28 protein-coding genes and 3 tRNA genes are annotated in these 25,645 nt (G+C 45.4%); 1 reads left to right on the top strand and 30 read right to left on the bottom strand.

Annotated features, from left to right (window positions below; translation table 11 throughout):
* Positions 1–15 precede the first annotated feature (15 nt).
* The 19 genes from lipB to BLU87_RS14080 all read right to left on the bottom strand — a co-directional run bounded on the left by lipB (position 16) and on the right by BLU87_RS14080 (position 14,159).
* Positions 16–675: a lipoyl(octanoyl) transferase LipB gene (gene lipB / locus BLU87_RS14170; protein WP_092349960.1), complete on the bottom strand. Its 660-nt coding sequence runs from the start codon at positions 673–675 to the stop codon at positions 16–18.
* 62 nt (positions 676–737) lie between these two features.
* Positions 738–812: transfer RNA gene (locus BLU87_RS14165), tRNA-Val, on the bottom strand.
* Between the two features lie 109 nt (positions 813–921).
* Positions 922–1,674 (bottom strand): enoyl-CoA hydratase/isomerase family protein, encoded by a 753-nt coding sequence (locus tag BLU87_RS14160; protein ID WP_092349958.1) that lies wholly within the window; start codon positions 1,672–1,674, stop codon positions 922–924.
* 150 nt (positions 1,675–1,824) lie between these two features.
* A tRNA-Arg gene (locus tag BLU87_RS14155) sits at positions 1,825–1,901 on the bottom strand.
* Positions 1,902–1,965: 64 nt separating this feature from the next.
* Positions 1,966–2,481, bottom strand: coding sequence for an adenine phosphoribosyltransferase (locus tag BLU87_RS14150; protein ID WP_092349956.1), 516 nt, complete (start codon positions 2,479–2,481; stop codon positions 1,966–1,968).
* A 26-nt stretch (positions 2,482–2,507) separates the two neighbouring features.
* Positions 2,508–3,464 carry a sigma-70 family RNA polymerase sigma factor gene (locus BLU87_RS14145; protein ID WP_245706575.1) on the bottom strand — a complete coding sequence of 319 codons (957 nt, stop codon included), beginning with the start codon at positions 3,462–3,464 and terminating at the stop codon, positions 2,508–2,510.
* A 58-nt stretch (positions 3,465–3,522) separates the two neighbouring features.
* Positions 3,523–4,296 (bottom strand): M23 family metallopeptidase, encoded by a 774-nt coding sequence (locus BLU87_RS14140; protein WP_245706586.1) that lies wholly within the window; start codon positions 4,294–4,296, stop codon positions 3,523–3,525.
* A gap of 84 nt (positions 4,297–4,380) precedes the next feature.
* Positions 4,381–4,974, bottom strand: coding sequence for a YqaA family protein (locus BLU87_RS14135; protein WP_092349950.1), 594 nt, complete (start codon positions 4,972–4,974; stop codon positions 4,381–4,383).
* 12 nt (positions 4,975–4,986) lie between these two features.
* Positions 4,987–5,643: a protein-L-isoaspartate(D-aspartate) O-methyltransferase gene (locus BLU87_RS14130; RefSeq protein ID WP_092349948.1), complete on the bottom strand. Its 657-nt coding sequence runs from the start codon at positions 5,641–5,643 to the stop codon at positions 4,987–4,989.
* Complete coding sequence (surE, locus tag BLU87_RS14125; protein ID WP_092349946.1) at positions 5,643–6,401, bottom strand: 5'/3'-nucleotidase SurE; 759 nt, start codon at positions 6,399–6,401, stop codon at positions 5,643–5,645. The genes BLU87_RS14130 and surE overlap by 1 nt, the downstream gene beginning before the upstream one ends.
* 12 nt (positions 6,402–6,413) lie before the next feature.
* Entirely contained in the window at positions 6,414–6,770 is a 357-nt protein-coding gene (locus BLU87_RS14120) for a MerR family transcriptional regulator (RefSeq protein ID WP_092349944.1), read from the bottom strand.
* A gap of 17 nt (positions 6,771–6,787) precedes the next feature.
* The gene (locus tag BLU87_RS14115; RefSeq protein ID WP_092349942.1) at positions 6,788–7,069 is read right to left on the bottom strand and encodes an integration host factor subunit alpha; all 282 of its coding nucleotides are present in this window, start codon (positions 7,067–7,069) and stop codon (positions 6,788–6,790) included.
* Between the two features lie 99 nt (positions 7,070–7,168).
* Positions 7,169–9,574 (bottom strand): phenylalanine--tRNA ligase subunit beta, encoded by a 2,406-nt coding sequence (gene pheT / locus BLU87_RS14110; protein WP_092349940.1) that lies wholly within the window; start codon positions 9,572–9,574, stop codon positions 7,169–7,171.
* Between the two features lie 22 nt (positions 9,575–9,596).
* Complete coding sequence (gene pheS, locus BLU87_RS14105; RefSeq protein WP_092349938.1) at positions 9,597–10,613, bottom strand: phenylalanine--tRNA ligase subunit alpha; 1,017 nt, start codon at positions 10,611–10,613, stop codon at positions 9,597–9,599.
* A gap of 135 nt (positions 10,614–10,748) precedes the next feature.
* Positions 10,749–11,105, bottom strand: a complete 357-nt coding sequence (rplT, locus tag BLU87_RS14100; protein ID WP_092349936.1) for a 50S ribosomal protein L20 — start codon at positions 11,103–11,105, stop codon at positions 10,749–10,751.
* 113 nt (positions 11,106–11,218) lie between these two features.
* Positions 11,219–11,416: a 50S ribosomal protein L35 gene (rpmI, locus tag BLU87_RS14095; protein ID WP_092349934.1), complete on the bottom strand. Its 198-nt coding sequence runs from the start codon at positions 11,414–11,416 to the stop codon at positions 11,219–11,221.
* 50 nt (positions 11,417–11,466) lie between these two features.
* A complete protein-coding gene (infC, locus tag BLU87_RS14090; RefSeq protein ID WP_281242568.1) occupies positions 11,467–11,961 on the bottom strand; it encodes a translation initiation factor IF-3 in 495 nt (164 codons plus the stop codon).
* A 99-nt stretch (positions 11,962–12,060) separates the two neighbouring features.
* A complete protein-coding gene (gene thrS, locus BLU87_RS14085) occupies positions 12,061–13,977 on the bottom strand; it encodes a threonine--tRNA ligase (RefSeq protein ID WP_092349930.1) in 1,917 nt (638 codons plus the stop codon).
* Positions 13,978–14,084: 107 nt separating this feature from the next.
* Positions 14,085–14,159, bottom strand: a tRNA-Val gene (locus BLU87_RS14080).
* Between the two features lie 209 nt (positions 14,160–14,368).
* Here BLU87_RS14080 and BLU87_RS14075 point away from each other — a divergent pair.
* Entirely contained in the window at positions 14,369–16,258 is a 1,890-nt protein-coding gene (locus tag BLU87_RS14075; protein WP_092349928.1) for an AMP-dependent synthetase/ligase, read from the top strand.
* Between the two features lie 40 nt (positions 16,259–16,298).
* Here BLU87_RS14075 and BLU87_RS14070 read toward each other — a convergent pair whose 3' ends face one another.
* The 11 genes from BLU87_RS14070 to fabF all read right to left on the bottom strand — a co-directional run bounded on the left by BLU87_RS14070 (position 16,299) and on the right by fabF (position 25,617).
* Positions 16,299–17,606 carry a homoserine dehydrogenase gene (locus BLU87_RS14070; RefSeq protein ID WP_092349926.1) on the bottom strand — a complete coding sequence of 436 codons (1,308 nt, stop codon included), beginning with the start codon at positions 17,604–17,606 and terminating at the stop codon, positions 16,299–16,301.
* Between the two features lie 24 nt (positions 17,607–17,630).
* Positions 17,631–18,107 (bottom strand): transcription antitermination factor NusB, encoded by a 477-nt coding sequence (gene nusB, locus BLU87_RS14065; protein WP_092349924.1) that lies wholly within the window; start codon positions 18,105–18,107, stop codon positions 17,631–17,633.
* A 4-nt stretch (positions 18,108–18,111) separates the two neighbouring features.
* Positions 18,112–18,576 carry a 6,7-dimethyl-8-ribityllumazine synthase gene (gene ribH, locus BLU87_RS14060; protein ID WP_092349922.1) on the bottom strand — a complete coding sequence of 155 codons (465 nt, stop codon included), beginning with the start codon at positions 18,574–18,576 and terminating at the stop codon, positions 18,112–18,114.
* 18 nt (positions 18,577–18,594) lie between these two features.
* Positions 18,595–19,800: a bifunctional 3,4-dihydroxy-2-butanone-4-phosphate synthase/GTP cyclohydrolase II gene (locus tag BLU87_RS14055; protein ID WP_092349920.1), complete on the bottom strand. Its 1,206-nt coding sequence runs from the start codon at positions 19,798–19,800 to the stop codon at positions 18,595–18,597.
* Positions 19,801–19,840: 40 nt separating this feature from the next.
* Entirely contained in the window at positions 19,841–20,491 is a 651-nt protein-coding gene (locus BLU87_RS14050; RefSeq protein WP_092349918.1) for a riboflavin synthase, read from the bottom strand.
* The gene (gene ribD / locus BLU87_RS14045; protein WP_092349915.1) at positions 20,476–21,591 is read right to left on the bottom strand and encodes a bifunctional diaminohydroxyphosphoribosylaminopyrimidine deaminase/5-amino-6-(5-phosphoribosylamino)uracil reductase RibD; all 1,116 of its coding nucleotides are present in this window, start codon (positions 21,589–21,591) and stop codon (positions 20,476–20,478) included. Before ribD ends, BLU87_RS14050 begins: the two co-directional genes overlap by 16 nt.
* An 89-nt stretch (positions 21,592–21,680) precedes the next feature.
* Positions 21,681–22,139 (bottom strand): transcriptional regulator NrdR, encoded by a 459-nt coding sequence (gene nrdR / locus BLU87_RS14040; RefSeq protein ID WP_092349913.1) that lies wholly within the window; start codon positions 22,137–22,139, stop codon positions 21,681–21,683.
* Positions 22,136–22,594, bottom strand: a complete 459-nt coding sequence (locus BLU87_RS14035) for a deoxycytidylate deaminase (RefSeq protein WP_092349911.1) — start codon at positions 22,592–22,594, stop codon at positions 22,136–22,138. Before BLU87_RS14035 ends, nrdR begins: the two co-directional genes overlap by 4 nt.
* Before the next feature lie 9 nt (positions 22,595–22,603).
* On the bottom strand, positions 22,604–23,851 hold the full coding sequence (glyA, locus tag BLU87_RS14030) for a serine hydroxymethyltransferase (RefSeq protein ID WP_092349909.1): 1,248 nt from the start codon (positions 23,849–23,851) through the stop codon (positions 22,604–22,606).
* Between the two features lie 75 nt (positions 23,852–23,926).
* Positions 23,927–24,376 carry a ribose 5-phosphate isomerase B gene (gene rpiB, locus BLU87_RS14025; protein WP_092349907.1) on the bottom strand — a complete coding sequence of 150 codons (450 nt, stop codon included), beginning with the start codon at positions 24,374–24,376 and terminating at the stop codon, positions 23,927–23,929.
* 8 nt (positions 24,377–24,384) lie between these two features.
* Positions 24,385–25,617 (bottom strand): beta-ketoacyl-ACP synthase II, encoded by a 1,233-nt coding sequence (gene fabF / locus BLU87_RS14020; protein WP_092349905.1) that lies wholly within the window; start codon positions 25,615–25,617, stop codon positions 24,385–24,387.
* Positions 25,618–25,645: the final 28 nt, after the last annotated feature.

The following is a 25,645-nucleotide window of genomic DNA, read 5'->3' as shown; positions in this document are numbered from 1 at the left end:
TCTTAAAACCAAGGATTATTTTTCTTCATAAGCGAAGGCTTGACAAAAATGCTTACTGAAGCGTTTCTTTGCTTCAGCCATATCAACGGGTCGTCCCAACTCGCGAGCTAAGGACGTGACCACTTCATCAGGACGGCCACATGGGACTATCATGGTAAATGTATCCAGAGAATTATTAATATTCAGAGCAATTCCATGGGAAGAAATCCATTTCTTCAGAGCAATCCCAAAGCTACAGATTTTACAACCATTAACCCAAACACCAGGTTCCCCATCTTTGAGATATCCGACAACACCATAATCAGCAAGGAGGCTGATAACAACCTGCAAAAAACGGTTCGCATACCAACGCAGGTCATGCTTTTTTAAAACGATGAGCGGATAGACCACCAGTTGACCGGGTTCATGAGCAGTGACTAAGCCCCCTCGATTAATTCTTTGCAACGTCACTCCACGCTCTGAAAATCCTTTTTCACTAAGATGCAGGTCATCTTCAGTTGCGCGCCGCCCGAGGGTGACAGTTGCTGGATGCTCAACAAACACTAGGGTGTCAGCCCCTCGACCAGACAACCTTGCAGTCACCATCTCTGTCTGTCTATCGAAAGCAAGCCGATAATCAGTCAAACCCCAATCATCAATCGTTAATGGTGTTATTTCTTTCTCAGGATCGTTCATCTATTATTTCCCGTCCAAACACAAAGAGGCTAACCACCGCTGGTTAACCTCTTATTTTCTATTGGTGGGCAGTGTCGGGATTGAACCGACGACCCTTCGCGTGTGAGGCGAATGCTCTCCCGCTGAGCTAACCGCCCGGATACCGATTTTTATAGCAATATCAGACCAGAGTGTCAATCAGAGTGTTCAGCAAAAACAGCCAGAGCAACAAATCAACAACCCTGAGACTGAATTCTCAGATAATCTTTAAATCCTTTTCTTATTAAAAAAACTGTTGATCGTTTCACGGACCTCTGGCGTTTCCATCCGTTCGTTGAACAGATCAAGTTCACGCGCAAGAGCTGTTGTGACGGCATCGTCCATCCCACGCTTAAGCAACGCTTTAGCAGCAAGAACGGCCTGCAAATTCTTACTCGCAAGTTTTTCTACAACATCAAGAGCGCGCCCCATTAAACCGTCGCTAGCAACAATTTCATTCACCAGCCCGATTCGCTCTGCCAATTCGGCTCCGAAAGGTTCACCAAGCAAGATGATTTCTGCTGCCTTCTGGTAACCGATCAAATGCGGCAAAATGTAGCTGGTTCCCCCCTCAGGAGAGAGGCCCAGATTAACAAAGGGCAAGGAGAAACGTGTTTGCGGACTCACGTAAACAAAATCACAGTGGAACAGCATGATCGTGCCAATCCCCAAACAAATCCCATCGACAACAGCAATGACAGGTTTTCGCGCATGGCGTAAAGCATCAATGTAAATATTATGGGGATAAATCCGATTCGCTGCGGGGCCATTTCGGAATCCTGACAGATCATTACCACTGGTAAAACACCCCTCAACGCCGTACAAAATAGTCGCACTGATACTGTCATCAGCATCTGCATGCTGAATTCCTTCAGCAATCGCTGTGTACATTTCAGCAGTTAGGGCATTTTTCTTCTCTGACCGATTTAATTGAATACAATAAGCAGAATTTATCTTTGATGTAATAATATGCCCAGTCATTTATTGGATTACTTTCCTTCTTTATCTACTGTTTTATTTGAAACTGGAGAGTGGTATGAAGATAGCGCATCCCTAAACATGAAGGGACAAATAAAATATCATAAATTGAGACGAAATGTCATAGGACAAATTATGACTTAGCAATAAAATTGGCGACCCCGGGAGGATTTGAACCTCCGACAATCACCTTAGGAGGGTGCCGCTCTATCCAGCTGAGCTACGGGGCCGTGCGGATGCTTATAGCGTAGAGAACTTATTTTGACAAGTTCTTTGCGCTCATAATTGGATAAATTAAAACTTTAACAGACTATAAACGATCCCCTCTGGCAACTTTCTTCGGCCTTGCAGAAACTCAAGCTCAGCCATAAAAGCACATTCGTGGATGACGCCCCCATTATTCCTGACCAACTCAACGACAGCAGCCATCGTCCCCCCCGTTGCCAGCAAATCGTCAGCAATGATGACCCGGTCTCCGGGGTTAAAGGCATCCTTATGGATCTCCAGGGTGTCACGACCGTATTCCAAATCATAGCTGACACTGCTAGTTTGGAAAGGGAGTTTACCGGGCTTACGGACCAAGGTGATACCAGTCCCCAACTTATAGGCCAGAGCAGAACCTAACAGAAAACCACGGGCTTCAATCCCGACGATCTGATCTATCTTTGCACCGATATAGCGATGAGCCATGAGATCGACCATCCGGTGAAAGCTCTTTGCATCCGCAAGTAGGGTAGTAATATCTTTAAAAATAATCCCTTTTTTAGGAAAATCAGGAATATCCCGGATAATTTGCTTTAGTTGATCCATTTTTACACTCCAAAAAAACGTTATTGTTAACTGTCATCTGGAAGATGACCTTCCATGAATTTTCTTAACTTTGCAATACTCTTAGCTTCGATCTGACGAATACGCTCACGCGTCACCCCAAATTTTTTACCGATAAAATCCAATGTCTGTGGATCGCGATCTCCAAGCCCGAAACGGAGGGACAATATTTCACGCTCATTTTCATTGAGATCATTCATCCACTCCTGAACATGACTATAACGGTCCAGGTCCTCAATTTTATTTTCAGGGTCGACCGCTTTTAAATCTTCAATGGTGTCGATCAGGCTATACCCTTCACCTTCTCCCATGGGATGCTCAATAGAATAAGTTTTTTTGACCAGAAGCCGCATTCTCCGCACATAACTGACTTCGACCCCCATGACAGCAGCAATTTCGTCAACCTCCGGTTCACGTTTCAGCTTTTGTACCAACTCTCTGCTGACCTTCACCAATTTGTTGATGTCGTCTGCAACATGAACTGGCAAACGGATCGTTCGACTCTGATTAACAATAGAACGCTCAATCGATTGACGAATCCACCAGGTCGCATAGGTTGAAAACCGGCACCCCTTGCTCACTTTGAATTTTTCAACCGCTTTGATCAGCCCCATGTTCCCCTCTTCAATCAAATCAAGAAAAGGGAGCCCACGATTCATATAACGTTTCGCAATTTTAACGACTAAGCGCAGATTAGATTCAATCATCCGCTCACGGGCGGCGTTATCCCCCTTAGCAATGCGTCCTGCAAGCTCTCTTTCATCTTCAGCGGTCAAGAGCTTGCTTTTTTGAATGTCCTTCAGATAAAGCTTGATGGCATCTGTTGCTCCCTGGTCCGTAGCAGAAGCGTAGGTTTTTTCAGAGTTTTTCTGCGGACTGGTTTGAGCAATCGGCTGTTCTTCAAGAAATTCATCAAATTCGTCATCACAACTCGTGCTCCCCTCTTTTACACTAAACTTATCCATGACCACCTCCATAACGAGCAAACCTGATATTGAATACTCATCCAATGTTGAAGAAACATCAAGGCAAATATTGAAGCGGATCTACAGCTATCTTCCCTTTGCGCACTTCAAAGTGGAGCCTCGCCTTCCCTCCCGAAGGCGGAGCACCACTTAAGGCAATACGTTCGCCCTTACTGACAAAATCACCCTGGTGTACAAGATTTTTTTGGTTGAATCCATAGACGGTAAACAAATCATTTTCGTGTTGTAAAATCACCAGAAATCCGTAACCATTTACGCCATCGCCACTATAAATGACCTTCCCTGCTTCACTGGCGCTGACATCACTACCACTGCGGACAGCTATCTCTATCCCTTTGCCACCGCCAGCTGTGGCTTGCTTGCTAAAAGTGCGGACAATTTTGCCTCGCAAAGGCCATTGGAGTCTCTTCAGTGAAGTCGCTTTTGATTTAGAAGATTTAGTTTGAGTGATCGAAGAAGTTGGTTTTTTCTTGATAGTCGTTTTTTTCTGCGTGACCACCACAGGCTTTTTATTTGTTTGAGCAGGTTTTTTAGTGACTTTTGTGGTTGTCTTTTGCTTGGGTTGACTGATGGTTTTGGTTTTCACAACCTGAACCGGCAATACCCGTTGCGCTCCGGGGACAAAGATCCGGGTGCCGATGGCAATTTGTGATGGGTCACCAATGCCATTAACCCGGGCAAGGTAGCCTTCATCAACATTGTAGGTACGACTGATACGATAAAGGGTTTGTCCTGGTCTTACAGTATGATATATCCCAGCTTCACATCCACTCAGGAGGAGAATAAGAGTCATGAACAAGGGCAAAGACATCACACCAACTTTCCTCACACAATTCACGGTCTGCAGCAAGACTGTCGAAGAAAATTTATGCATCCTTAACCACCAATGTTGACGCTAATAATAAAATTTAAACAGAAGAATGACCGCAATCATAACAAGGAGCGCTAAGATAGACAAAAGATTAAAGTATTTTTCAATGAATTCACGTGCAGGCTTGCCCAAATAATAGAACATCCCAGCCACCAGAAAAAATCGCAAACTTCGCCCCACCAAAGAGGCCAGCATAAAAACTGGGAAATTGACACTAAACACCCCAGCGCCAATCGTAAATATTTTATATGGAATAGGGGTAAATCCAGCTGCAAAAATAATCCAGAAGCCATAGAGGTTAAACAGGCTACCAATATGATCAAAACCCTCAACTGTTACACCGGGGACATAGCGATAAAAATAGGGACCGACGCTGTCCCATAATCCCCATCCAATAAGATAGCCAAGGGCTCCACCGACGATAGAGCCAATCGTAGCAATCAAAGCAAAGCGATAAGCTTTTTTCGGCATGGACAGAGCAAGGGCCATCAACAGCACATCTGGGGGTACGGGGAAAAAGCTGGCTTCAGCAAAGGCAAGGATAGCAAGTGCGAAAACGCCATAGGGAGTCTGCGCCCATGAAAGGACCCAATCATATAGTCGCCGCAGGATTGTCATGTTATTTATCCATTAAGTCACTGCATCAGACAGCCATCCCTGCTCACCAATGAGAGGGACAAAACGGCAATCCATCAATTGTTCCCGTTTGAAAGTACCGTCTTCCTGACGGATGATGCGGGTTAAAACCTGGTGTTGCTGATCACCAACAGGCAACACTAATTTACCACCGACATCCAACTGTTGAAGATAGTTTTTAGGAACATCAGGAGAACCAGCGGCCACGAGAATTCCTGCAAAAGGGGCCTGATCCTGCCAACCAACGGTGCCATCACTCACTTTGATATTAATATTACTCATCTGTAACTGATCAAGAACTTTACGAGCACGACTAGCAAGGATGGGAATCCTCTCAACAGAATAAACCCGCTTCACCAATCGGGACAAAACTGCGGTCTGATATCCTGAGCCCGTACCGACCTCAAGTATCCGTTCCTCCCCTTTTAATTCAAGAGCTGCGGTCATTACGGCGACCATATAGGGTTGAGAGATTGTCTGTTTTTCACCGATTGGCAGAGAGGCATCACTATAAGCATGACTCTGTAATCCCGTCCCAACAAACAGATGTCTGGGGACTGTTAACATTGCGGAAAGAACCCGTGGGTCAGTAATCCCGCGGGCAGCGATCTGTTGTTCAACCATGCGCCGCCGTGCAACTGTAAAATCCATCAAGCATTATCCTTCAGACAATCGAACAACTTTTGTTGCATAACAATATAAGATTTTTCATGGGTCATATTCGTCCGGACAGGGGTCACAGAAATGAAACCACGCTGAACAGCATTGCAATCGCTACCGGAAAGATCTACGAAACCGGCTTCGGTTCCACCAATCCAGTAATATTTACGTCCACGAGGATCTTCCTTAACGATCACTGTTTCGCTATATTTGCGTTTCCCTTGAGTAGTCAATTCGACCCCGGAACATCCACCACGAGGGATATTCACATTAAGAAAGGTCTCTTCTGGCAAGCCGTGGTTGATAATATCTAGCGCCAGTTTTTTCGCAAACTGTGCTGCGACACTGAGATCGGTCTTATTCCACCCTGAGGTATCAAGAGAAATTGCAAAGGCTGGCAAACCCATTAACGTTGCCTCTAATGCTGCACAAACGGTCCCAGAATAAGAAATATCATCCCCAACATTAAGCCCACCGTTAATACCAGAAACAACCAGATCGGGCCGTTGCGACAAGAGGCCATGAATGCCTAAATTAACGCAATCAGTGGGTGTCCCGTCGACAGCAAATACATCAGTCTTAATCTCTTCTGCACGTAAGGGTTGGTCCAAAGTTAGGGCATGACCAACCGCGCTTCGATTTCGATCTGGGGCAACAACGACAACATCACCAATTTCCCCAAGAGCCAAGGCAAGAGCACGCAGTCCCGGAGAGCGAACGCCATCATCGTTAGTGACTAGAATTAACACTGATACTCATAATTAAGGGGGAGGAGGATCTAATAAATAGTTACGTAACTGAACCAGATCGGCTTTGATTTCAGCTAAAATATCTTCATTTGATTGCCGTACGGTTAGCGGTAAGCCCAACTGTTTGTCAGCATTTAACTTCTTACGAGCGCCGGCAATAGTAAAACCCTGTTGATAAAGTAACTCTTTAATCAACAGGGCTGTTTCAACATCCTTACGCCTGTAGAGGCGTTGATTTGATCGACTTTTGACAGGCTGCAACAGAGTAAATTCTGTCTCCCAATAACGTAATACATGGGTTTTAAGTTGCAAAAGGGCCGCAACTTCGCCGATCTTAAAATAGAGCTTATCAGGTATCTGTGGCACCAGTTCCGCTCAGTAGGTCATTAAGAGTTTTCGTTAATAGCAACTTTAAGCACTTGGCTCGGCTTAAAAGTTAAAATTTTACGGGCTGAGATTTCGATTTCACTCCCTGTCTGAGGGTTTCGGCCTCGACGGGATGCTTTTTCTTTGACAACGAAATTACCAAATCCAGCAATTTTAATTTTTTCACCATTCTCCAAGGTCGACTTCATCAAGTCAAAAACCATCTCAACAATGGCAGCTGATTCTTTCTTCGAAAAACCGGTTGTCAGGTAAACACTTTCAATAAGATCTGCTTTGGTCATGATCCCTCCTACTTATGATTTTCATGGGCTTTATGGAGCCAACTATCTATCTGATTTTTCAGGATTTATACCATACTGCCCAAACTGCTGCAAGTTCATTTAGCGAATTTCTGCTTCTAACCGATGGCACAAGGAACGAATCAGCTTGTCATGAGACTTGGTGACTTCTGATTCCGTTAAGGTTTTTTCCAAATCACGATAACAAACGCGGATGGCTAGACTCTTCTTCCCGGCAGGAACCCCTTTCCCCGTGTAGAGATCAAAAATGGAGGCACTTTCTACAAATCGCACCTTACTCTGATTGATAACATCCATAACCTGTTCTGCTGATATGGATTCATCCAGAAGAAGTGCGCTGTCACGTTTGACGTCAGGAAACTTAGACAGGGGCTTGAACTGGGCGTGTTGGCCAGCCACCGAAATAGCTGTCTCAACATCAAGTTCAAATAAATAGACAGGCTGTTCAATCCCGAATTTATGTAATATTTCCGGATGAACTTCACCAACAAAACCAAGGGATTGATCCCCCAACCGTAACTGACACGATTTGCCCGGATGCAGATAAGGTTGCGAAACGAGCGGATCAAAAGCGACATTTTCGATATGAGCGTTAGACAGAACAGCTTCAACGACCCCTTTGATGTCATAAAAATCAACAGCCTGTGAATTTTGTGACCAACCTTCCGGTTCACGTTGACCAGACATCACAGCGGTTAATGACAGCTTTTCAACACTCTGATCAGAAGATTGAGTCAAAAAGACTGGTCTCAGCTCAAACAACCGTAAATCAGAACTACGGTAATTCAAATTTTTTGCGACTGTTTCCAGAAGACTCGGCACCAAACTGGTGCGCATAACCGCCTGATCTTCTGATAGAGGATTGAGTATTTTAACCTGGGTAGAACGACTATCCTGATCGCTGATACCAATCTTACTGATACTATCAGTCGCAACAAAAGAATAATTTATCGCTTCAGAAAAACCGGCAGCAACCATGGATTGGCGGAGGGTTTTCTGCAGCAGCTGACGTAATGACGGTAATTTAGCATCAACTGCCCCCACAGGCATCGTGACTGGGATCTGATCATAACCATAGAGTCTGGCGATTTCTTCAATGAGATCGACTTCACGTTCAATATCGGGTCGAAAACTTGGGACTTTGACCTGCAGGCAATCGGAACAACTGCCAGCCCCAGCCTTCAGGCCGATAGATTCTAACAATCTTTGAATCTCGTTGCGGTCAATGTCAATATCAAGAAGATTGCGGGTTTTATCTGCGCTTAATTCAATCTCAATGGGTTTAAGCGGTTGTGGATAGCAATCGATAACGCCTGAGACAACCTGACCGTCTGCCAATTCAGCAATTAAACTTGCGGCACGATCAAGGACAACAGGGATCATGTCAATATCAGCACCGCGCTCAAAGCGATGTGATGATTCAGTGTGCAAACCATTACGTTTACTGGAGCGTCTTATCATCGTCGGCTTGAAATAAGCCGCCTCAAGCAGAACGGTGTTGGTATCATCTTTGACTTCAGAATTGAGTCCACCCATAATTCCGGCCATAGCGACTGGACGCTGACCATCACAAATCATCAGGTCTTCAGCACTCAGGGTATGCTCATTTTCATCAAGGGTAATAAATTTATCACCCTGCTGGGCATTTTTGACAATAATTTTTCCACCATCCAGGTAGCGAAAGTCAAAAGCATGCAGAGGATGACCAAGCTCCATCATCACATAATTAGTCACATCAACGACATTATTGATTGACCGCATTCCCACCGCTTGCAGACGACGCACCATCCAGTCAGGAGATGGACCAATCTTGATATCCTTAATCATGCGCGCAGCGTAACGGGGACAACCCTCAGAATTCTCAACAATGACAGTAGCCTGGTCTTGAATCTGACCGTTACCTTCTTCAATTTCGGACGATGGCAACTTCAGTTTTTGTTGACTCAGAGCGGCAACTTCGCGGGCAATGCCAACAACACTCAGACAGTCTGGACGGTTGGGGGTAAGGCCGATTTCAATCTGATAATCTTTCAGCCCCAAGGCTGAAAAAACAGGTTCCCCCAAGGTTAGTTCAGGAGCAAGAATCATAATACCAGGAGATTCAGCTGCCATACCGAGCTCTTTTTCAGAGCAAAGCATCCCCTGCGAAACCTGACCGCGGATTTTCGATTTTTTAATTTTAAAATCACCCGGTAAAACTGAACCTGGCTGAGCCAGAGCAATAAGATCACCGGTTTTATGGTTTGTCGCACCACAGACAACCTGAACCACCTCTTGACCTGTATTCACCTGACAGACAGTGAGTCGATCTGCGTCTGGATGCGGCTCAACCGATTCTAACTTGGCAACGATGACTGAATCCAGGTTACCACCGATCTCTTCTAAGGCCTCAACTTCAAGGCCGACCATAGTGAGGCGGTCACAAAGTTGCTGCGGAGAATCTTGAAAATCTACAAACTCTTTTAACCAATTATAGGTGACTATCATCGATTGAGATCCTTACCCAATATCAAAACTGCTTTAGAAAACGCAGATCATTCTCAAAGAACAAGCGTAAATCATTGACACCATATTTTAGCATCGCCATACGTTCCAAACCCATACCAAAGGCAAAACCACTGAATTTATCAGGATCATAGTGGACAGACTCAAACACTGCTGGATCGATCATGCCACAGCCAAGAATTTCCAGCCATCCGGTCTTGCCGCAAACACGACATCCCTTACCACCACAGATGACACACTCAATATCGACTTCGGCACTCGGTTCGGTAAAAGGGAAAAAAGAAGGTCGAAAACGGACACTGCGTCCCTCACCAAAAAATTCATTGAGGAAGTGAGTGAGAACACCCTTTAAATCGCCGAATGTGACCTTTTCATCGACCAGAAACCCCTCGACCTGATGAAACATGGGACTATGGGTTAAATCTGAGTCTCGACGATAGACCGTTCCTGGTGCGATAATCCGGATCGGAGGCTCATTTTTCAACATGGTACGAATCTGTACCGGTGAAGTATGGGTGCGCAGAACGCGCTCATCACTGATATAGAAAGTATCTTGCATGTCTCTGGCGGGGTGATCTTTAGGGATGTTGAGGGCTTCAAAATTATAAAAATCCTCTTCAATCTCAGGCCCTTCAGCAACAGTGAACCCCAAACGGGAGAAGATTTCTCTAACCTCAGCAGTCACCATAGTTACCGGATGCAGGCTACCTGAAACGGTTCTCCGGCCAGGGAGTGTGACGTCAAGTTTTTCAGACGTCAGTTTTGCAGCAATATTCTCTTGCTGCAACTCTTGTTGCCGAAGATTAAATGCATTTTCAAAATCTGTTTTTAAGCGATTGACCAGATTGCCAATGACAGGACGCTCTTCAGCAGAAAGATTGCGCATCCCCTTCATGATCTCTGTCAATGACCCTTTTTTACCTAAAACTTGCACCCGTACATCTTGCAGAGATTTGAGATCACCTGCCTGATGCAAGTCTGATAAAGCCACTTTTTGTAATTTTTCTAAAGATTCTTGCATATGACAAATCCGTAGTCAGAGCTATCCTAAAAAACTGGATATATGAAAATCTTTCATAATTTCTTGTACAAAATCAGAAACAAAAAAGGGAGATGAAGTCGTTAACTCCACCTCCCTGGAACGGCTAAAAACTGTTTATTGCAATTTTGCCTTAGCAGCTTCAACAACAGCAGTAAAACCTGCTGGATCATTGACTGCAAGTTCAGCCATGATTTTACGATCCAAACCAACTTCAGCAAGCTTAAGACCATGGATCAGACGACTGTATGAAAGACCATTATCGCGTGCAGCAGCATTAATACGTGCAATCCAGAGAGCCCTGAAATCACGTTTTTTAACCCGGCGATCGCGATAGGCATAGTTCAGGGCCCGGTCAACAGCCTCTGTCGCTGAGCGGAACAGCTTGCTCCTGGCTCCACGGTAACCTTTAGCGAGTTTCAGTACTTTATTACGACGACGTCTAGCCTTAAATCCTCTTTTTACTCTTGCCATCTCACTTGCTCCTTCGAATTAGATTGTTTTTTCGGCATCTGCCGTGGCCGGATCTGCAGGGGGAGATTGTCCCCACAGTTCACAACCGCTCTGCCAGATGGCAGAAATGTACTCTACAAATAGGGTACGAGTTGAGCGATATTTCGTGCATCAGCCTTTGCAACAATAACTGACTGACGAAGATCACGTTTTCTTTTGGTCGTTTTTTTGGTCAAAATGTGGCTCGTATAAGCCTTATTCCGACGGATCTTTCCTGTGCCTGTCTTACGAAAACGCTTAGCGGCACCACGATTTGTTTTAATTTTAGGCATCTGTCTCTCCTGTAACTTTACGACTTGTTGTTTATTTAAGACTTATTTACTTATTTCTTTAGCGGCCCAACCATCATGGTCATAAAACGCCCCATTTTGCTGGGGTGTGATTCAACTTGTCCAATATCTTTAAGAGCGTCAACCGCTTTTGTTAATTGTTTCATCCCCTGATCCGGATGAGCATTTTCCCGACCACGGAACATAATTGTTAGCTTAACCTTGTTTCCCTCTTCAAGAAAGCGGCGGGCATGTTTGATTTTAAATTGGAAGTCATGGTCATCCGTCTTCGGACGCATTTTGACTTCCTTAATCTCAACCTTTACCTGCTTTTTCCTAGCGTCAGAAGCCCGTTTGGCCTGCTGGTACTTATATTTACCGTAGTCCATAATGCGGCAAACAGGTGGATCAGCCTGTGGTGAAACCTCGACCAGATCAAGACCCTTCTCGCCTGCAAGCGTTAATGCCTGCTCAGTGCCAAGAACTCCCAACTGACCGCCTTCATCATCAATAACCCGTACCTGACGAGCACTAATGGCCTCATTGATATTCGCTTCTTTAGCTATGACTACACTCCTCTACTCTGGTTAAAAAGGGATAAATCCTAACAACGAAAAGACCCACTTTGGGCCTTTCTTTTAAAGTTATTATTTATATTCCTTGCTTTCTATTTGAATCCGCTCAATAAACGCTGAGATACTCATAGGATCGAGATTTTCACCATCTCTAAACCTTGGAGCAACCGTCTGTGTTTCCATCTCACGATCACCAATAACCAGCATGTATGGAGTCTTGGCCATCTGCGCTTCACGAATTTTAAAACCAAGCTTTTCATTACGCAAGTCAAGCTCTACACGGACACCAGCATTTCGCAGTTGTTCGAAAACTTGTTGCGCATAAGCAGCTTGATTATCAGTCACATTCAAGACAATCGCCTGAACCGGCGAAAGCCAGAGCGGGAAACTTCCTGCATAGTGCTCAATCAATACTCCGATAAAACGCTCAATGGATCCAAGAATCACCCGGTGTAACATGACTGGACGGTGCTTCTCACCATCAGACCCGACGTAAGTCAGATCAAAGCGTTCAGGCAGAGTAAAATCGCACTGGATTGTAGCACACTGCCACTCTCTGTCAAGCGCGTCCTTTATTTTGACATCAATCTTAGGACCGTAAAAAGCCCCATCCCCCTCGTTAAGCTCAAAGTCCTGACCACTATCCTTGAGAGCACTGTGCAAGGCACTGGTGGCCTGCTCCCAATCCTCATCGCTCCCGATTGACTTCTCTGGCCGCGTCGATAACTCCATGACATATTCAAAACCAAAAATAGCGGTAACGTCCTGAACAAATTGCATAACCCCTTTGACTTCGGCATCAATCTGATCTGGTCGACAGATAATATGGGCATCATCTTGGGTAAAGCCGCGAACACGCAACAACCCATGCAGGACACCAGACTTCTCATGCCGATGAACAGTTCCAAGCTCAAAGTAGCGAACCGGAAGGTTACGGTAAGAACGTGGTCTTGATTTATAAATCAGCATATGTGCCAAACAGTTCATCGGCTTGATGCCATAACCCTGTTCGTCAACTTCAGTGAAATACATATTTTCGCGATAATTATCAAAATGGCCCGACATCTTCCAAAGCTCGGTTTTTAAAATTTGTGGGCCGACCACGAGCTCATAACCACGCTTCAAATGCTCTTTACGCTCAAAATCCTCAATAATGGACCTGAGCATAGCACCTTTAGGATGCCAAAGAACCAATCCGGCCCCTGACTCTTCACTAAAGGAAAAAAGATCCATTTCTTTGCCGAGTTTACGATGATCACGCTTTTTAGCCTCTTCCAAGCGATGTAGATGGGCTTTTAGCTCTTTCTTATTCTGAAAGGCGGTCGCATAAATCCGTTGTAACATGGCATTATGCTCATCGCCGCGCCAATAGGCACCAGCCAAGCTGGTCAATTTGAACACCTTGAGCATTCCGGTACGAGGGACATGCGGGCCTCGACACAGATCAACAAAATCACCCTGCCGGTAGAGCGAAACCGTCTCGGCATCAAGATCTTCAATCAACTCAACCTTATAATGTTCACCAATGCCTCGAAACAGAGAAATAGCATCGTCCCGCTTCATAACCTCACGGGTAACCTGCAGGTCAGCTTTTGCAAGTTCAGCCATCTTAGCTTCAATTATCGAGAAATCTTCAGGGACAAATTTCTTGGTTTCACTATAAAAATCGTAATAAAACCCATCCTTGATCGCCGGACCGATAGTCACTTGGATCTCATCACCATAAAGCTCCTTGACCGCCTGAGCCATCAAATGGGCAGAAGAATGACGGATGATCTCTAGTGCTTCGGGGGAATTTTGGGTTATTAAAGCTAACTTACCCGATGTTTGCAGCGGACTACTTATATCAATCAGATCACCATTAAAACGTGCTGCGAGTGATTGTCGGGCCAAGTTTTCCCCGATACTGGAAGCGATGTCATAGGGAGTTGAGCCAGATTCAATCTCTTTGATTGATCCATCAGGAAGTTCAATTTGCAATACAGCCATATGAGTTCTCCCTTAATCTCGTGGTTTGCAGAGATAATGATTGTAAACAAAAAGAGGCATCCTAAGATGCCCCAGAATACTACGTCATATTCAGTCGCGCTAGTTCATGGTAGGCACGGGCGGGATTGAACCGCCGACCCCTTCCGTGTCAGGGAAGTGCTCTCCCACTGAGCTACGTGCCTACATCGAACTGCGGCGTTTTATTTAGCAGACCAGCTTCAATACTGTCAAGCTATTTTATCAATTTCACTTTGTTTTTTCCAATCCACCATCTCCACCGCTGGAAGCTATTTTCACGCTTGCCTGAATCATTAAACAAAGGCTAGAGTAAACCTAATGCTAGGCGATGTAAACAGCTGTAAAGATAATACCAAGCAAGGAGAATCTTCAAGTGCAGACGATCGATCAATTAATCCAGTTAAGTTGTCAGAAAAATACAGATAAGATTGCATTACGTTATAAATATAAAGGCCAGTGGCAACCCCTGACTTACAACAAGTTATGGAGTACCGTTGAAAAACTTGCAGCAGGGCTACAGCAGCTTGGAATTGAAGAAAAAGCTCACGTTGCTCTCCTTGGGGTCTCCTCACCACGCTGGGTCATGTCTTACTTATCCGTATTGCGCAGAGGCTGCGTTGCCATTCCAATAGATAAAGAACTTAAAGCAACAGAACTCCGCCACATCCTCAATGATTCCGATGCCCAAGCAATTTTTGTAGGACAGCCACAGTTTGAAACCCTCCTGGATGTCATTGATGATCTACCACAACTCAAAAAAATTATCCTCATCGATGCGTCACTATCAGAAGTTATCGATCATAGTGATGTTTCTGATGTTATGGACAACCTCTCCAAACAATGGAAAGACCTGGTTCAAACGCTGAATATTGCTCCTGAACTCTGCAAACCGGTGGAAGAGGCTGCAATTGAAGCTCATTTAGTATTGACTGGTCAGAAAGAGCAACACGGCAAGCAACATAAATCCACCAATTTTCTGGCTGAAACAGAGATATCACGCAATCGGCTACTTAAAGAAGAGAGGCTCTACTCCTATAAAGATATCTTTCATGATGTCCCCCTTCCTCCAGCGACTCACATTCCAAAAGATCGCGCGGTAGTGCTCTACACATCAGGAACGACTGGTCGCTCCAAAGGGGCAATGCTCAGCCATCAAAATCTGGTCAGTAACATTCAGGCCGCTTGTCAGAGGTTCAACCTCGATAGTTCCATAAAAACCCTCTCCTTCCTACCGATCAACCATGTATTTGAACAGGTCTGTGGTGTCCTCGTCCCCCTTTCGCTCGGAGGTGAAGTCAACTTTGCCGAATCGATTAAGAAACTAGGTGATAATCTTAACGAGATTAAACCGACTTTTCTTCTTGGCGTTCCGGCGGTATATCGTTTGCTGTACGGAAGGATTATGAAAAACATTGAATCTAAATCAAGCTCCAGACTTCTGTACAAATTCCCCTTAACGCGCAAAATTGTCACCGCAAAAATCAAGCAGGCTGTGGGAATCAACACCACATTTGTGAGTGGCGGTGCAGCTCTTGACCCCGCCATTGCTGAAGGATTTCACAATCTAGGCCTCAACCTGCTCCAGGGTTATGGCATCACTGAGACCTCTCCGGTCATCAGCGCTGAAAGTCCAACAAAGAATAAGCCAGGGACTGTCGGCGAACCGCTTGAAGACATTGAGGTCAAAATTGACAACCCCAATGCAGAGGGGGAAGGAGAAATTCTGGTCAAGGGTCCAAACGTGATGCTAGGTTATTATAAAAATGCCAAAGCAACCGCTGAGATCCTCTCCAATGGTTGGTATCACACTGGAGATTTAGGGAAAATTGACGAAGACAACATGCTCTCGATTTGTGGCCGAGTGAAAAATCTTATCGTCACCCCTAATGGCAAAAATGTTTACCCTGAAGAAGTCGAAAATCACCTATTAAAAAGTCCATACATCGCTGAGATCATGGTTTACGGACACAAAATCAGTGCTACCGCAGAAGAGGTCTATGCCATTATCTTTCCCGAAGAGGAAGCTCTCTTTGCCTTGAATAAAGAATTGGAAAGCGGACCTATGGGTGCGGCTGAAATCGAAGCCTTAATTCGGAAAGAAGTATTGACGTATGGTAAGGATCTCGCCGACTACAAAAGAGTCAAAAAGTTTACCTTAAGAGAGGATGAGTTCCCAAAAACTACGACGCGGAAGATTAAACGCTATATTGTGGAACCGGAAATTTCTACAGGTGGGGGCATAAAACCAACAAGCCGCCCTTAATAGAGCGGCTTGTTAACCACAAATTCAAACCTCATAACCGTTATAGATCGGGTTCAACTCGAATCAAACAGGTTGGTTGTGAAATAATATTCAAGGTTTCAATTTCTGCCAAAGCAGAGGAGATATCGGCTTCTTTCGCCGCATGGGTCATCAGCACAATTGGCACCGTATCAACATTACGCGATTCGGGCTGAATCATCGATTGGATACTGATATTATACTTACCTAAGCTTCCAGCAATTTTTGCAAGCACGCCAGGCTGATCAACGGTTGTGAAACGCAAATAATAATGACTGATAATTTCACTCATCGCTTTAATCGGTAAAGCCTTAATCTGGTCTGCACAGTACCCCATAATCGGCACACGAGACTGAGCACCAGAGATCTTATCTCTTGTGATCGCCATGACATCCCCCATCACCGCGCTCGCAGTCGCATCCATTCCGGCACCACTACCATAAAGGAGTGTTGGTCCAACAAAATCACCAGTCAGGCGAACGGCATTAAAAACGCCATTGACCTCTGCGAGTTGATAAGAGTTAGGGATCATGGTTGGGTGCACACGCACTTCAATCTGATCACCATAGTTCTTGCCAATAGCCAATAACTTAATTTTGTACCCCATTTGCTCAGCAAAATTGATATCCATAGAGGTAATCTTGCTGATACCTTCAGTATAAACCTGGTCAAAATCTACGGTTGTGCCAAAACAAAGAGCCGACAACAGTGCAATTTTATGGGCGGTATCAACCCCTTCTACATCAAAGGTGGGATCGGCTTCGGCGTAACCCAACTTTTGAGCTTCATCAAGAACAGGAGCGAAATCACTGCCGTCTTCAGTCATCTTGGTGAGAATAAAATTGCATGTGCCATTGAGAATTCCGAGAATTGAGCTGAATTCATTGCTGCAGAGATTTTCCTTTATCGCCGATATAATGGGAATACCACCTGCGACAGCAGCCTCAAACATAACAGAAACACCTTGCTGGTTTGCTGCAGCAATAATTTCCTGACCATGAACGGCCATCAGCGCCTTATTGGCAGTAACAATGTGTTTGCCGTTAGCAATTGCTTTAAGGATAAAACTTTTAGCTGGCTCGTAACCGCCGAAAAGTTCAATCACAATATCTATCTCAGGATTACTGATGACCTCTTCCACATCGGTGGTGACCACACCGGGTTCAAGGGTGACACCCCGGTCAGCGGTGGCATCACGATCGACAATCTTAGCTAATTCAATTTTATGACCAAGACGTTTTTCAATCGTGACAGCATTACGTTGAAAGTTTCTGACAACTCCGGTACCAACTGTTCCAAATCCTAACAGACCAATTTTTATAGTGCTCATAAACATCCTCAATTCGGCCGCTGCTTACGACCTGTTTATTGTCCTTGCGTTCTTTGCAATTTTATCCAGCAAACCATTAATAAACGAAGGTGAATCCTTGGTGCCATAGCGCTTGGAAATTTCAATTGCCTCATCAATCACAACGGCAGCAGGGGTATCGGGCTGATAAAGAATTTCAAATGTCGCAATTCTTAAAATTGACAGATCGACAGGCGCCATTCGTTCCAACGACCAATTTTTAGCAACTTCAGCAATGTTTTTATCGATGACAGAGCGATACTCAACAACGCCATTGACAATCTGCTCTGTAAATAAACGCGCTGCCGTAGTTAACGAAACATCCCCTGCATCTAAAGGCTCCCCTAAAACGTCATCCGCAAAATGGAAATTATTCAAGAACGTGGCGAGCAATTGATCTGCTTGCACTTGTCCTTTATCAAGCTGTAACGCAAATAGGACCTTCAACGCATATTCACGGCCGACACGACGATTATTAGACATGCGGTTATACAGCTCCCAATAAATTGACCATTTCGATGGCACTCATCGCAGCTTCAACCCCCTTGTTTCCTGCTTTAGTCCCTGCGCGCTCAATCGCCTGCTCAATCGAGTCTGTAGTTAACACCCCAAAGGCAATGGGTAATCCAGACTGAAGCGATACAGATGCAATCCCTTTGGTCATTTCAGCACTGACATATTCAAAGTGCGGTGTTCCACCGCGGATAACAGCGCCAAGACAAATTAACGCGTCATATTGATCTGATTCCGCCATCTTCTTAGCAACCAAAGGGAGTTCGAAAGCTCCTGGCACTTTAACAACGGTCATCTGTTTCTCATCAGCGCCATGGCGTGTCAAAGTATCAATGGTCCCTTCTAACAAACGATCAGAAATAAAGCTGTTAAATCGACTCACAATGATACCAAAACGATGCTTCTTCGCATCCAGCGTTCCTTCAATTATTTTCGACATATTGACCTCCTGAACACCCTAGAGATTTTCTAGCAGATGCCCCATTCTTTTTTGTTTCGTGCGCAGATATCTGAGATTTTCCTTATGCGCAGCCATCTCAATTGAGACTCGCTCAACAACTTCAAGTCCATAGCCTTGAAGACCGATCATCTTTTTAGGGTTATTGGTCATTAAACGCAATTTTTTGATCCCTAGATCAGATAAAATTTGTGCACCAATGCCATAATCCCGCAAATCAGCGGCAAACCCCAAAGAGTGGTTAGCCTCGACAGTATCTTGTCCTTGATCTTGTAATGCATAAGCTTTGATTTTATTCACCAGCCCAATGCCGCGCCCTTCTTGCCGCATATATAGAACAACGCCACTCCCCTCTTTTTGAATCTGCGCCATGGCTGCATGAAGCTGTTCACCACAATCACAACGTTGAGAACCAAAGACATCACCTGTCAAGCATTCTGAATGGACGCGAACCAAAACCGGCGCATCGGTATCAACGTCGCCCTTAATCAAAGCGACGTGCTGGGCATTGTCGATATCGTTCTCATAGACAATCGTTCTGAATTCACCGCCAAACTCGGTTGGAATCATGGTTTCTGCAGCCCGACGTACCAGTGACTCTTTTCGCATCCGATAGGCAACAATTTCAGCGACCGAAATAATTTTAATGTCATGTGCCTGGGCAAACACTTCAAGCTGTGGCATGCGCGCCATGGTCCCATCATCATTCATTATTTCACAGATGACCCCGGCAGGTTTAAGCCCTGCTAAGCGCGCAAGATCAACAGAACCCTCTGTCTGTCCCGTACGCACCATAACTCCACCTTTTTTAGCCCGCAACGGAAAGACATGTCCAGGGTGGGCTAAATCTTGTGGCGTGGTCTCATCAGCAACAGCAACTTGAATGGTCCGGGCGCGATCAGCAACTGAAATCCCTGTCGTGACCCCCTGACGTGCCTCAATAGAAACGGTAAAAGCGGTGCCGAAAGAGGAGTTATTCTCCGTCACCATTAACGGTAATTCAAGTTCATCAGCACGCTCTTCTGTCAATGAAAGGCAGATCAATCCGCGCCCATGGGTTGCCATAAAATTGATAATTTCAGGTGTCACCAACTCAGCAGCAACGACCAGATCACCTTCGTTTTCACGATCCTCATCATCGACAAGAATCACCATCTTTCCAGCGCGAATATCGTCAAGCGCTGCGTCTATTTTTTCAATTTGCATAATTTAAATCCCTTTGTGTTATCTGCAAGCAGATTTTATCTCACAGAAAACCATTTTTAGCAAGAAAGTCAAAATCAACATTTGTCTCTTTAGGTTGATTCTTGTCACGATGGAGTAGCCGTTCGACATAGCGCCCGAGCAAATCAGTTTCGATATTCACTTGCGACCCTTCTCGACAATCTTTTAATGTTGTCATTTCCAGGGAATGGGGTATAACCGCGACAGAAAACATATCTGTACCGACTTTATTGACGGTCAGGCTGACGCCATCAATGGCAACTGACCCTTTTTCGACTAGATATCTGATCGCTTCCTGAGGGACTGAAAATTCAAATCTAATTGCATTCTGATCCTCATAACGGCGCTTTACGGTAGCAATACAATCTATATGCCCGCTGACCAGGTGCCCCCCCAAACGATCCGACAACCGCAAAGCCCGTTCAAGATTTACGAGCTGATCCCCTTTTAAATGACCCAACGTTGTACAATTTAAGGTTTCTGGTGAAACATCAACAGTGAAGCTACTATTATCCCAGGAGACGACAGTTAAGCACGCACCATTCACAGCGATACTCTCACCGAGCTGCAAATCCTCGTTGACCAAGCTACTGGAAATCTGCAATTGCGCGGAACGTGGTTGTTGCTTCAGGGCACGTACCTGACCGATAGACTGAATTAATCCGGTAAACATGACGCAATATCTCCTGTAATCAGCAGGTCTTCGCCAACCTGTTGATAATCTAAATTTTCCAGTTGGATCGCATCTCCCATTTTGTCGCAACCGGTCCCGGAAAATAGTCTAAACAAAGAGGAGCCACCAAGCAACTTAGGGGCAATAAACACCATCAGTTGATCAATTAACTCATGATGAAGAGCCTCAGTAGCCAAAGTTGCTCCCCCCTCTAAAAGCAATCGTTGGATATTTTGTTGTCCTAAGTAAGTCCATAAGGCAGGCAACGAGACACGTCCAGACACTGAAGGGAGGACAACAACATCTACCCCCATATCTCGCAATATCGAAATTTTTTTAGTATCAGTTGAAATGGTCGCAATCATCGATTGCGCTGTTGATTCCTGTGTCAACAACCGGCAACGGGGATCAATACGCAGCTGACTATCAACAACGATTCGCATCGGGTCACGACCATCGCCATCAGGTAGACGCGTATTTAGCAACGGGTCGTCGTTAAGCACGGTACCAATACCAACCATGATAGCATCAACTCGATCACGCAGTTGATGCACAGTCAAAAGGCTTGCTTCACCAGAGACCCAACGAGAATCTCCCGATTTTGTCGCTGTATTGCCATCCAGAGTCACGGCAGCTTTATAAATAGTAAACGGAAGACCCGTCACAATGTGTTTACGAAAAGGCTTGATCAATTGCAGGCATTCGGATTCGAGAACTCCTGTCTGCACCACGACACCAGCATTCTGAAGTTTCTTAACTCCCCTACCAGCAACCTGAGGATTGGGATCAACAACCCCGATATAAACAGCCTTGATCCCAGCAGCAATCAAAGCATCAGCACAAGGTGGTGTCTTCCCATAATGTGAGCAGGGCTCCAGAGTCACATAGATATCCGCCCCCCGGGCATTATCTCCGGCCTGCTCCAGAGCAAATATTTCAGCATGAGGTTGGCCCGCCTGAGGATGGAAGCCAACACCGACAATTTGATCTGATTTGACGATAACGGCACCGACTGGAGGGTTAGGAGCCGTCCGACCGACCCCTTTTAGAGCGGCATTCAATGCGACCTGCATATAATGTTGATGCTTTAACTCGGTCATTATTGATAAATCCCTGCGGATTAAATGCAAACGCCGGAATATCACCAATGGATATTCCGGCACTTACAGTTAACACAAAATCAGAACTGTCAGTGTGAATTTTTCAATAGATCGTTGAGTTCTGACATAAACTCGTTAATATCCTTAAACTGACGGTACACGGATGCAAAGCGAACGTAGGCGACCTCATCAACATCATGGAGGATGTCCATCACCGCTTCACCGATCCAACTTGCGGCAATTTCTTTATCACCACACTCCTGAAAGCGTCGTTCTAATTGATCTACTAAGGCTTCTATCTCTTCGACCGAAACCGGACGTTTTTCACAAGCTCGCTGCATTCCGGAAATAATCTTCGTGCGATCAAACGGTTCGCGACGACCATCTTTTTTTATCACCCATGGCAGAATTTCTTCAACTCGTTCGTAGGTCGTAAAACGACGCTCGCAAGATGGACACTCCCGTCTACGACGGACATTATTACCCTCTTTCCCAAGCCGGGAATCAACCACCTTGGTATCGGCATAACGGCAAAAAGGACAATTCATTCCTGAGCTTCTCCCACATGTTGATGAAAGCTGATTCCGGCCTCAGCTAACATCTCTAAAGATAACTTGTCTGGATAGCCCCGACCAAATACCACCTTGGTCACTCCGGCATTGATCAGCATCTTGCTACAAATAATACAGGGTGAATCTGTACAATAGAGGATTGAACCTGATATCCCAGCGCCATGCTTTGCGGCCTGAATGATGGCATTCTGCTCAGCGTGCAGGCCGCGACACAGTTCGTGCCGCTCCCCCGAAGGGACGTTTAATTGGTCGCGCAAACATCCGGTAACATCACAATGGGTGATACCACTCGGCACACCATTATAGCCCGTTGCCAGAATATTCTTATCTTTAACCAACAGCGCCCCAACTTTTCTCCGCATACAAGTTGAACGCGTAGCGACCAGTTGCGTTATCTGCATAAAATATTCATCCCAGCCTGGCCGCTTCATCAATATCTCCTACTGCAATCGATGCGCGTAGAGAGGAAACCGCAGACAAAGCTCTTTCACCTCAGCGCGAATCGTCGCTAACGCCGCAGCGTTATCAATATTTTGCAAAGCACGATCGATCCATTCGGCCACTTGCCGCATGTCAGCTTCTTTTAAGCCCCGTGTTGTTGTCGCTGGCGTTCCAACCCGTATTCCACTGGTAATAAATGGCGATCGGGAATCAAAAGGAACAGCATTTTTGTTGACTGTAATCCCCGCATCTTCCAGAGTTTTTTCGGCAACCTTACCGGTAATATCGGTACCAGTGAAATCAACCAACATCAAATGGTTATCAGTACCACCAGACACCAGATTATACCCTTTATCAACCAATGCGCCAGCCAAAGCTTGGGCATTTTTGACCACCTGTGCCGCATAATCCTTAAATTCAGGCCGCAGTGCTTCTTTAAAAGCGACTGCCTTTGCGGCAATAACATGCATCAGTGGTCCACCCTGAATGCCAGGGAAGATACTGCTATTGATTTTCTTACCCCATTCCTCCGTACACAGGATCATCCCACCACGAGGCCCGCGCAAGGTTTTATGGGTCGTCGTCGTGACAAATTCTGCATAGGGGACTGGATTGGAATGGATGCCCGCAGCAACCAACCCAGCAATGTGAGCCATATCCACCATTACGGCAGCACCGACTGAATCAGCAATCCGACGAAATGCAGGAAAATCAATCTCACGCGGATAAGCGCTGGCACCGACAACAATCAGCTTCGGTTGGTGCTCTTTGGCAAGGCGCTCAACCTCTTCATAGTCGATCGTTCCTGTTTCGGCACTTAGTCCATAAGGGACAATGTTGTAGAGTTTCCCGGAAAAATTGACCGAAGAGCCATGGGTCAAATGCCCTCCATGGGCCAGATTCATACCAAGGATCGTGTCGCCAGGCTTACAAACAGCCATATAGACAGCCATATTTGCCTGAGAACCTGAGTGCGGTTGCACGTTGACATGTTCAGCCCCAAATAACTCTTTGGCACGATCTATAGCTAATTGTTCCGCGACGTCGACAAACTCACAGCCGCCATAATAGCGCTTAGAGGGATAACCTTCTGCATATTTGTTGGTCAGAACCGAACCCTGAGCCTCCATAACCGCTTCACTGACAAAGTTTTCTGAAGCGATAAACTCAAGATTGTATTCTTGGCGTTGCGTTTCCTTGTTAATCACCTGAAAAATCTCTGGATCAAAATCTTTAAGATTGCTCATACCTGTTTGTATCCTCTCACATCGAATCAAAGAGCTTTAAATAAAAAACGAGGCATTCACTCAGCCCCGTCTAATTTATATCGAGTTAACCCGCTTTTCAATAGCGGTAATTTTGTCAAGCCGGTTCTGGTGTCGGCCCCCTTCAAATTGAGTATCTAACCAGATTTCAACAAATTTTTTTCCTTGCTCAAGAGACAGAACTCGCCCCCCCATGACGAGGATATTGGCATTGTTATGCTCCCGAGCCATCTGCGCCGTAAATTCATCATGAACCAGAGCGGCACGAACCCCAGCAAATTTATTGGCAGAGATCGACATACCAATACCTGTGCCGCAGATTAAAATACCTAAGTCGGCCTCACCTGTAGAAACGGCACCTGCAACTTTTTCAGCAAAGTCTGGATAGTCAACAGAGTCGCCACCATCCGTCCCTAAATCGGCAAACTCGACACCTCGCTCTTTTAACAATTCGATAATCGCAGTTTTTAATTCATATCCACCATGATCACTACCAATGACTAACATTGAACACCTCAGATTTTACGAAAGGCCAGGGTTGCATTCGTACCACCAAAGCCAAATGAGTTAGATATTACCGCCTGGCAATCGACTTGTCGGGCTTGATTAGGGACATAATCCAGATCACACTCAGGATCAGGTTCGTCATAGTTGATCGTTGGCGGAATCACGCCATGCTTCAGCACTAAAGCAGAAAAGGCAGCTTCGATACCTCCCGCAGATCCGAGTCCATGCCCCGTCATACTCTTGGTAGAACTGACCATAATTTTTTTAGAATGATCGCCAAAAACATTTTTTATCGCCATCGTCTCATAGAGATCATTGAAATATGTAGATGTTCCATGGGCATTGACATAGTCAATTTGCTCAGGATTTAAACCCGCATTATGGAGAGCCATCTTAATACACCGAGAGGCACCTTCACCGCCCGGAGCTGGTTGCGTCAAATGGTGAGCGTCACTGCTTAACCCGTATCCTGCCACCTCACAGTAGATATCCGCACCACGCTTCTTCGCACTTTCATACTCTTCAAGCATGAGAATGCCGGCACCTTCAGCCATAATAAAACCATCACGATTTTTTTCAAAAGGTCGGCTTGCGGTCTGCGGGCTGTCATTGCGGGTTGACAGCGCTTTCATAACATTAAAACCGCCAATCCCTAAGGGAGTAATTGTTGATTCCGTACCCCCGGCAAACATCGCATCGGCATCGCCTCTGGCGATCATATGATACGCATCACCAATGGAATGAGTTCCCGTTGCGCACGCAGAGACAGAAGAGAGATTTGGACCTTTAGCACCAAACTTTATCGAGATCTGTCCAGGAGCGAGGTTGATGATCAGCATAGGAATAAAGAAGGGGGTGATTTTTTTATAACCCCGCTCAAGCAACACCTGATGGTATTTCTCGATTGCAGGAAGGCCTCCCAACCCTGAACCCACTAACACCCCAACACGTTCAGCGTTAACATCATTGATTTCAAGACCAGAATCTTGCAGTGCCATTTCCGCAGCAGCAAGCCCATACTGAATGAAGAGATCCATCTTCTTGATCTCCTTCTTCGCAATATAGTCTTCAGCATTAAAATCTTTGACTTCACCGGCGATTTGGGTCGGTAGCTCAGAAGCATCAAAGCGGGTAATCGCACTGATGCCACTTTGACCACTGGTTACCGCTGCCCAGTTTTTTTCAACACCAGTTCCTAAGGGAGATACGACACCAAGTCCGGTTACTACGACTCTACGCATAAAAAATCTCTCTTTAAAAATGAGGAAT

This window comes from Desulfuromusa kysingii, from assembly GCF_900107645.1.
Taxonomy (GTDB): domain Bacteria; phylum Desulfobacterota; class Desulfuromonadia; order Desulfuromonadales; family Geopsychrobacteraceae; genus Desulfuromusa; species Desulfuromusa kysingii.
Note: the sequence above shows the minus strand (reverse complement) of the source record. Positions and strands in the feature narration are given on the sequence as shown.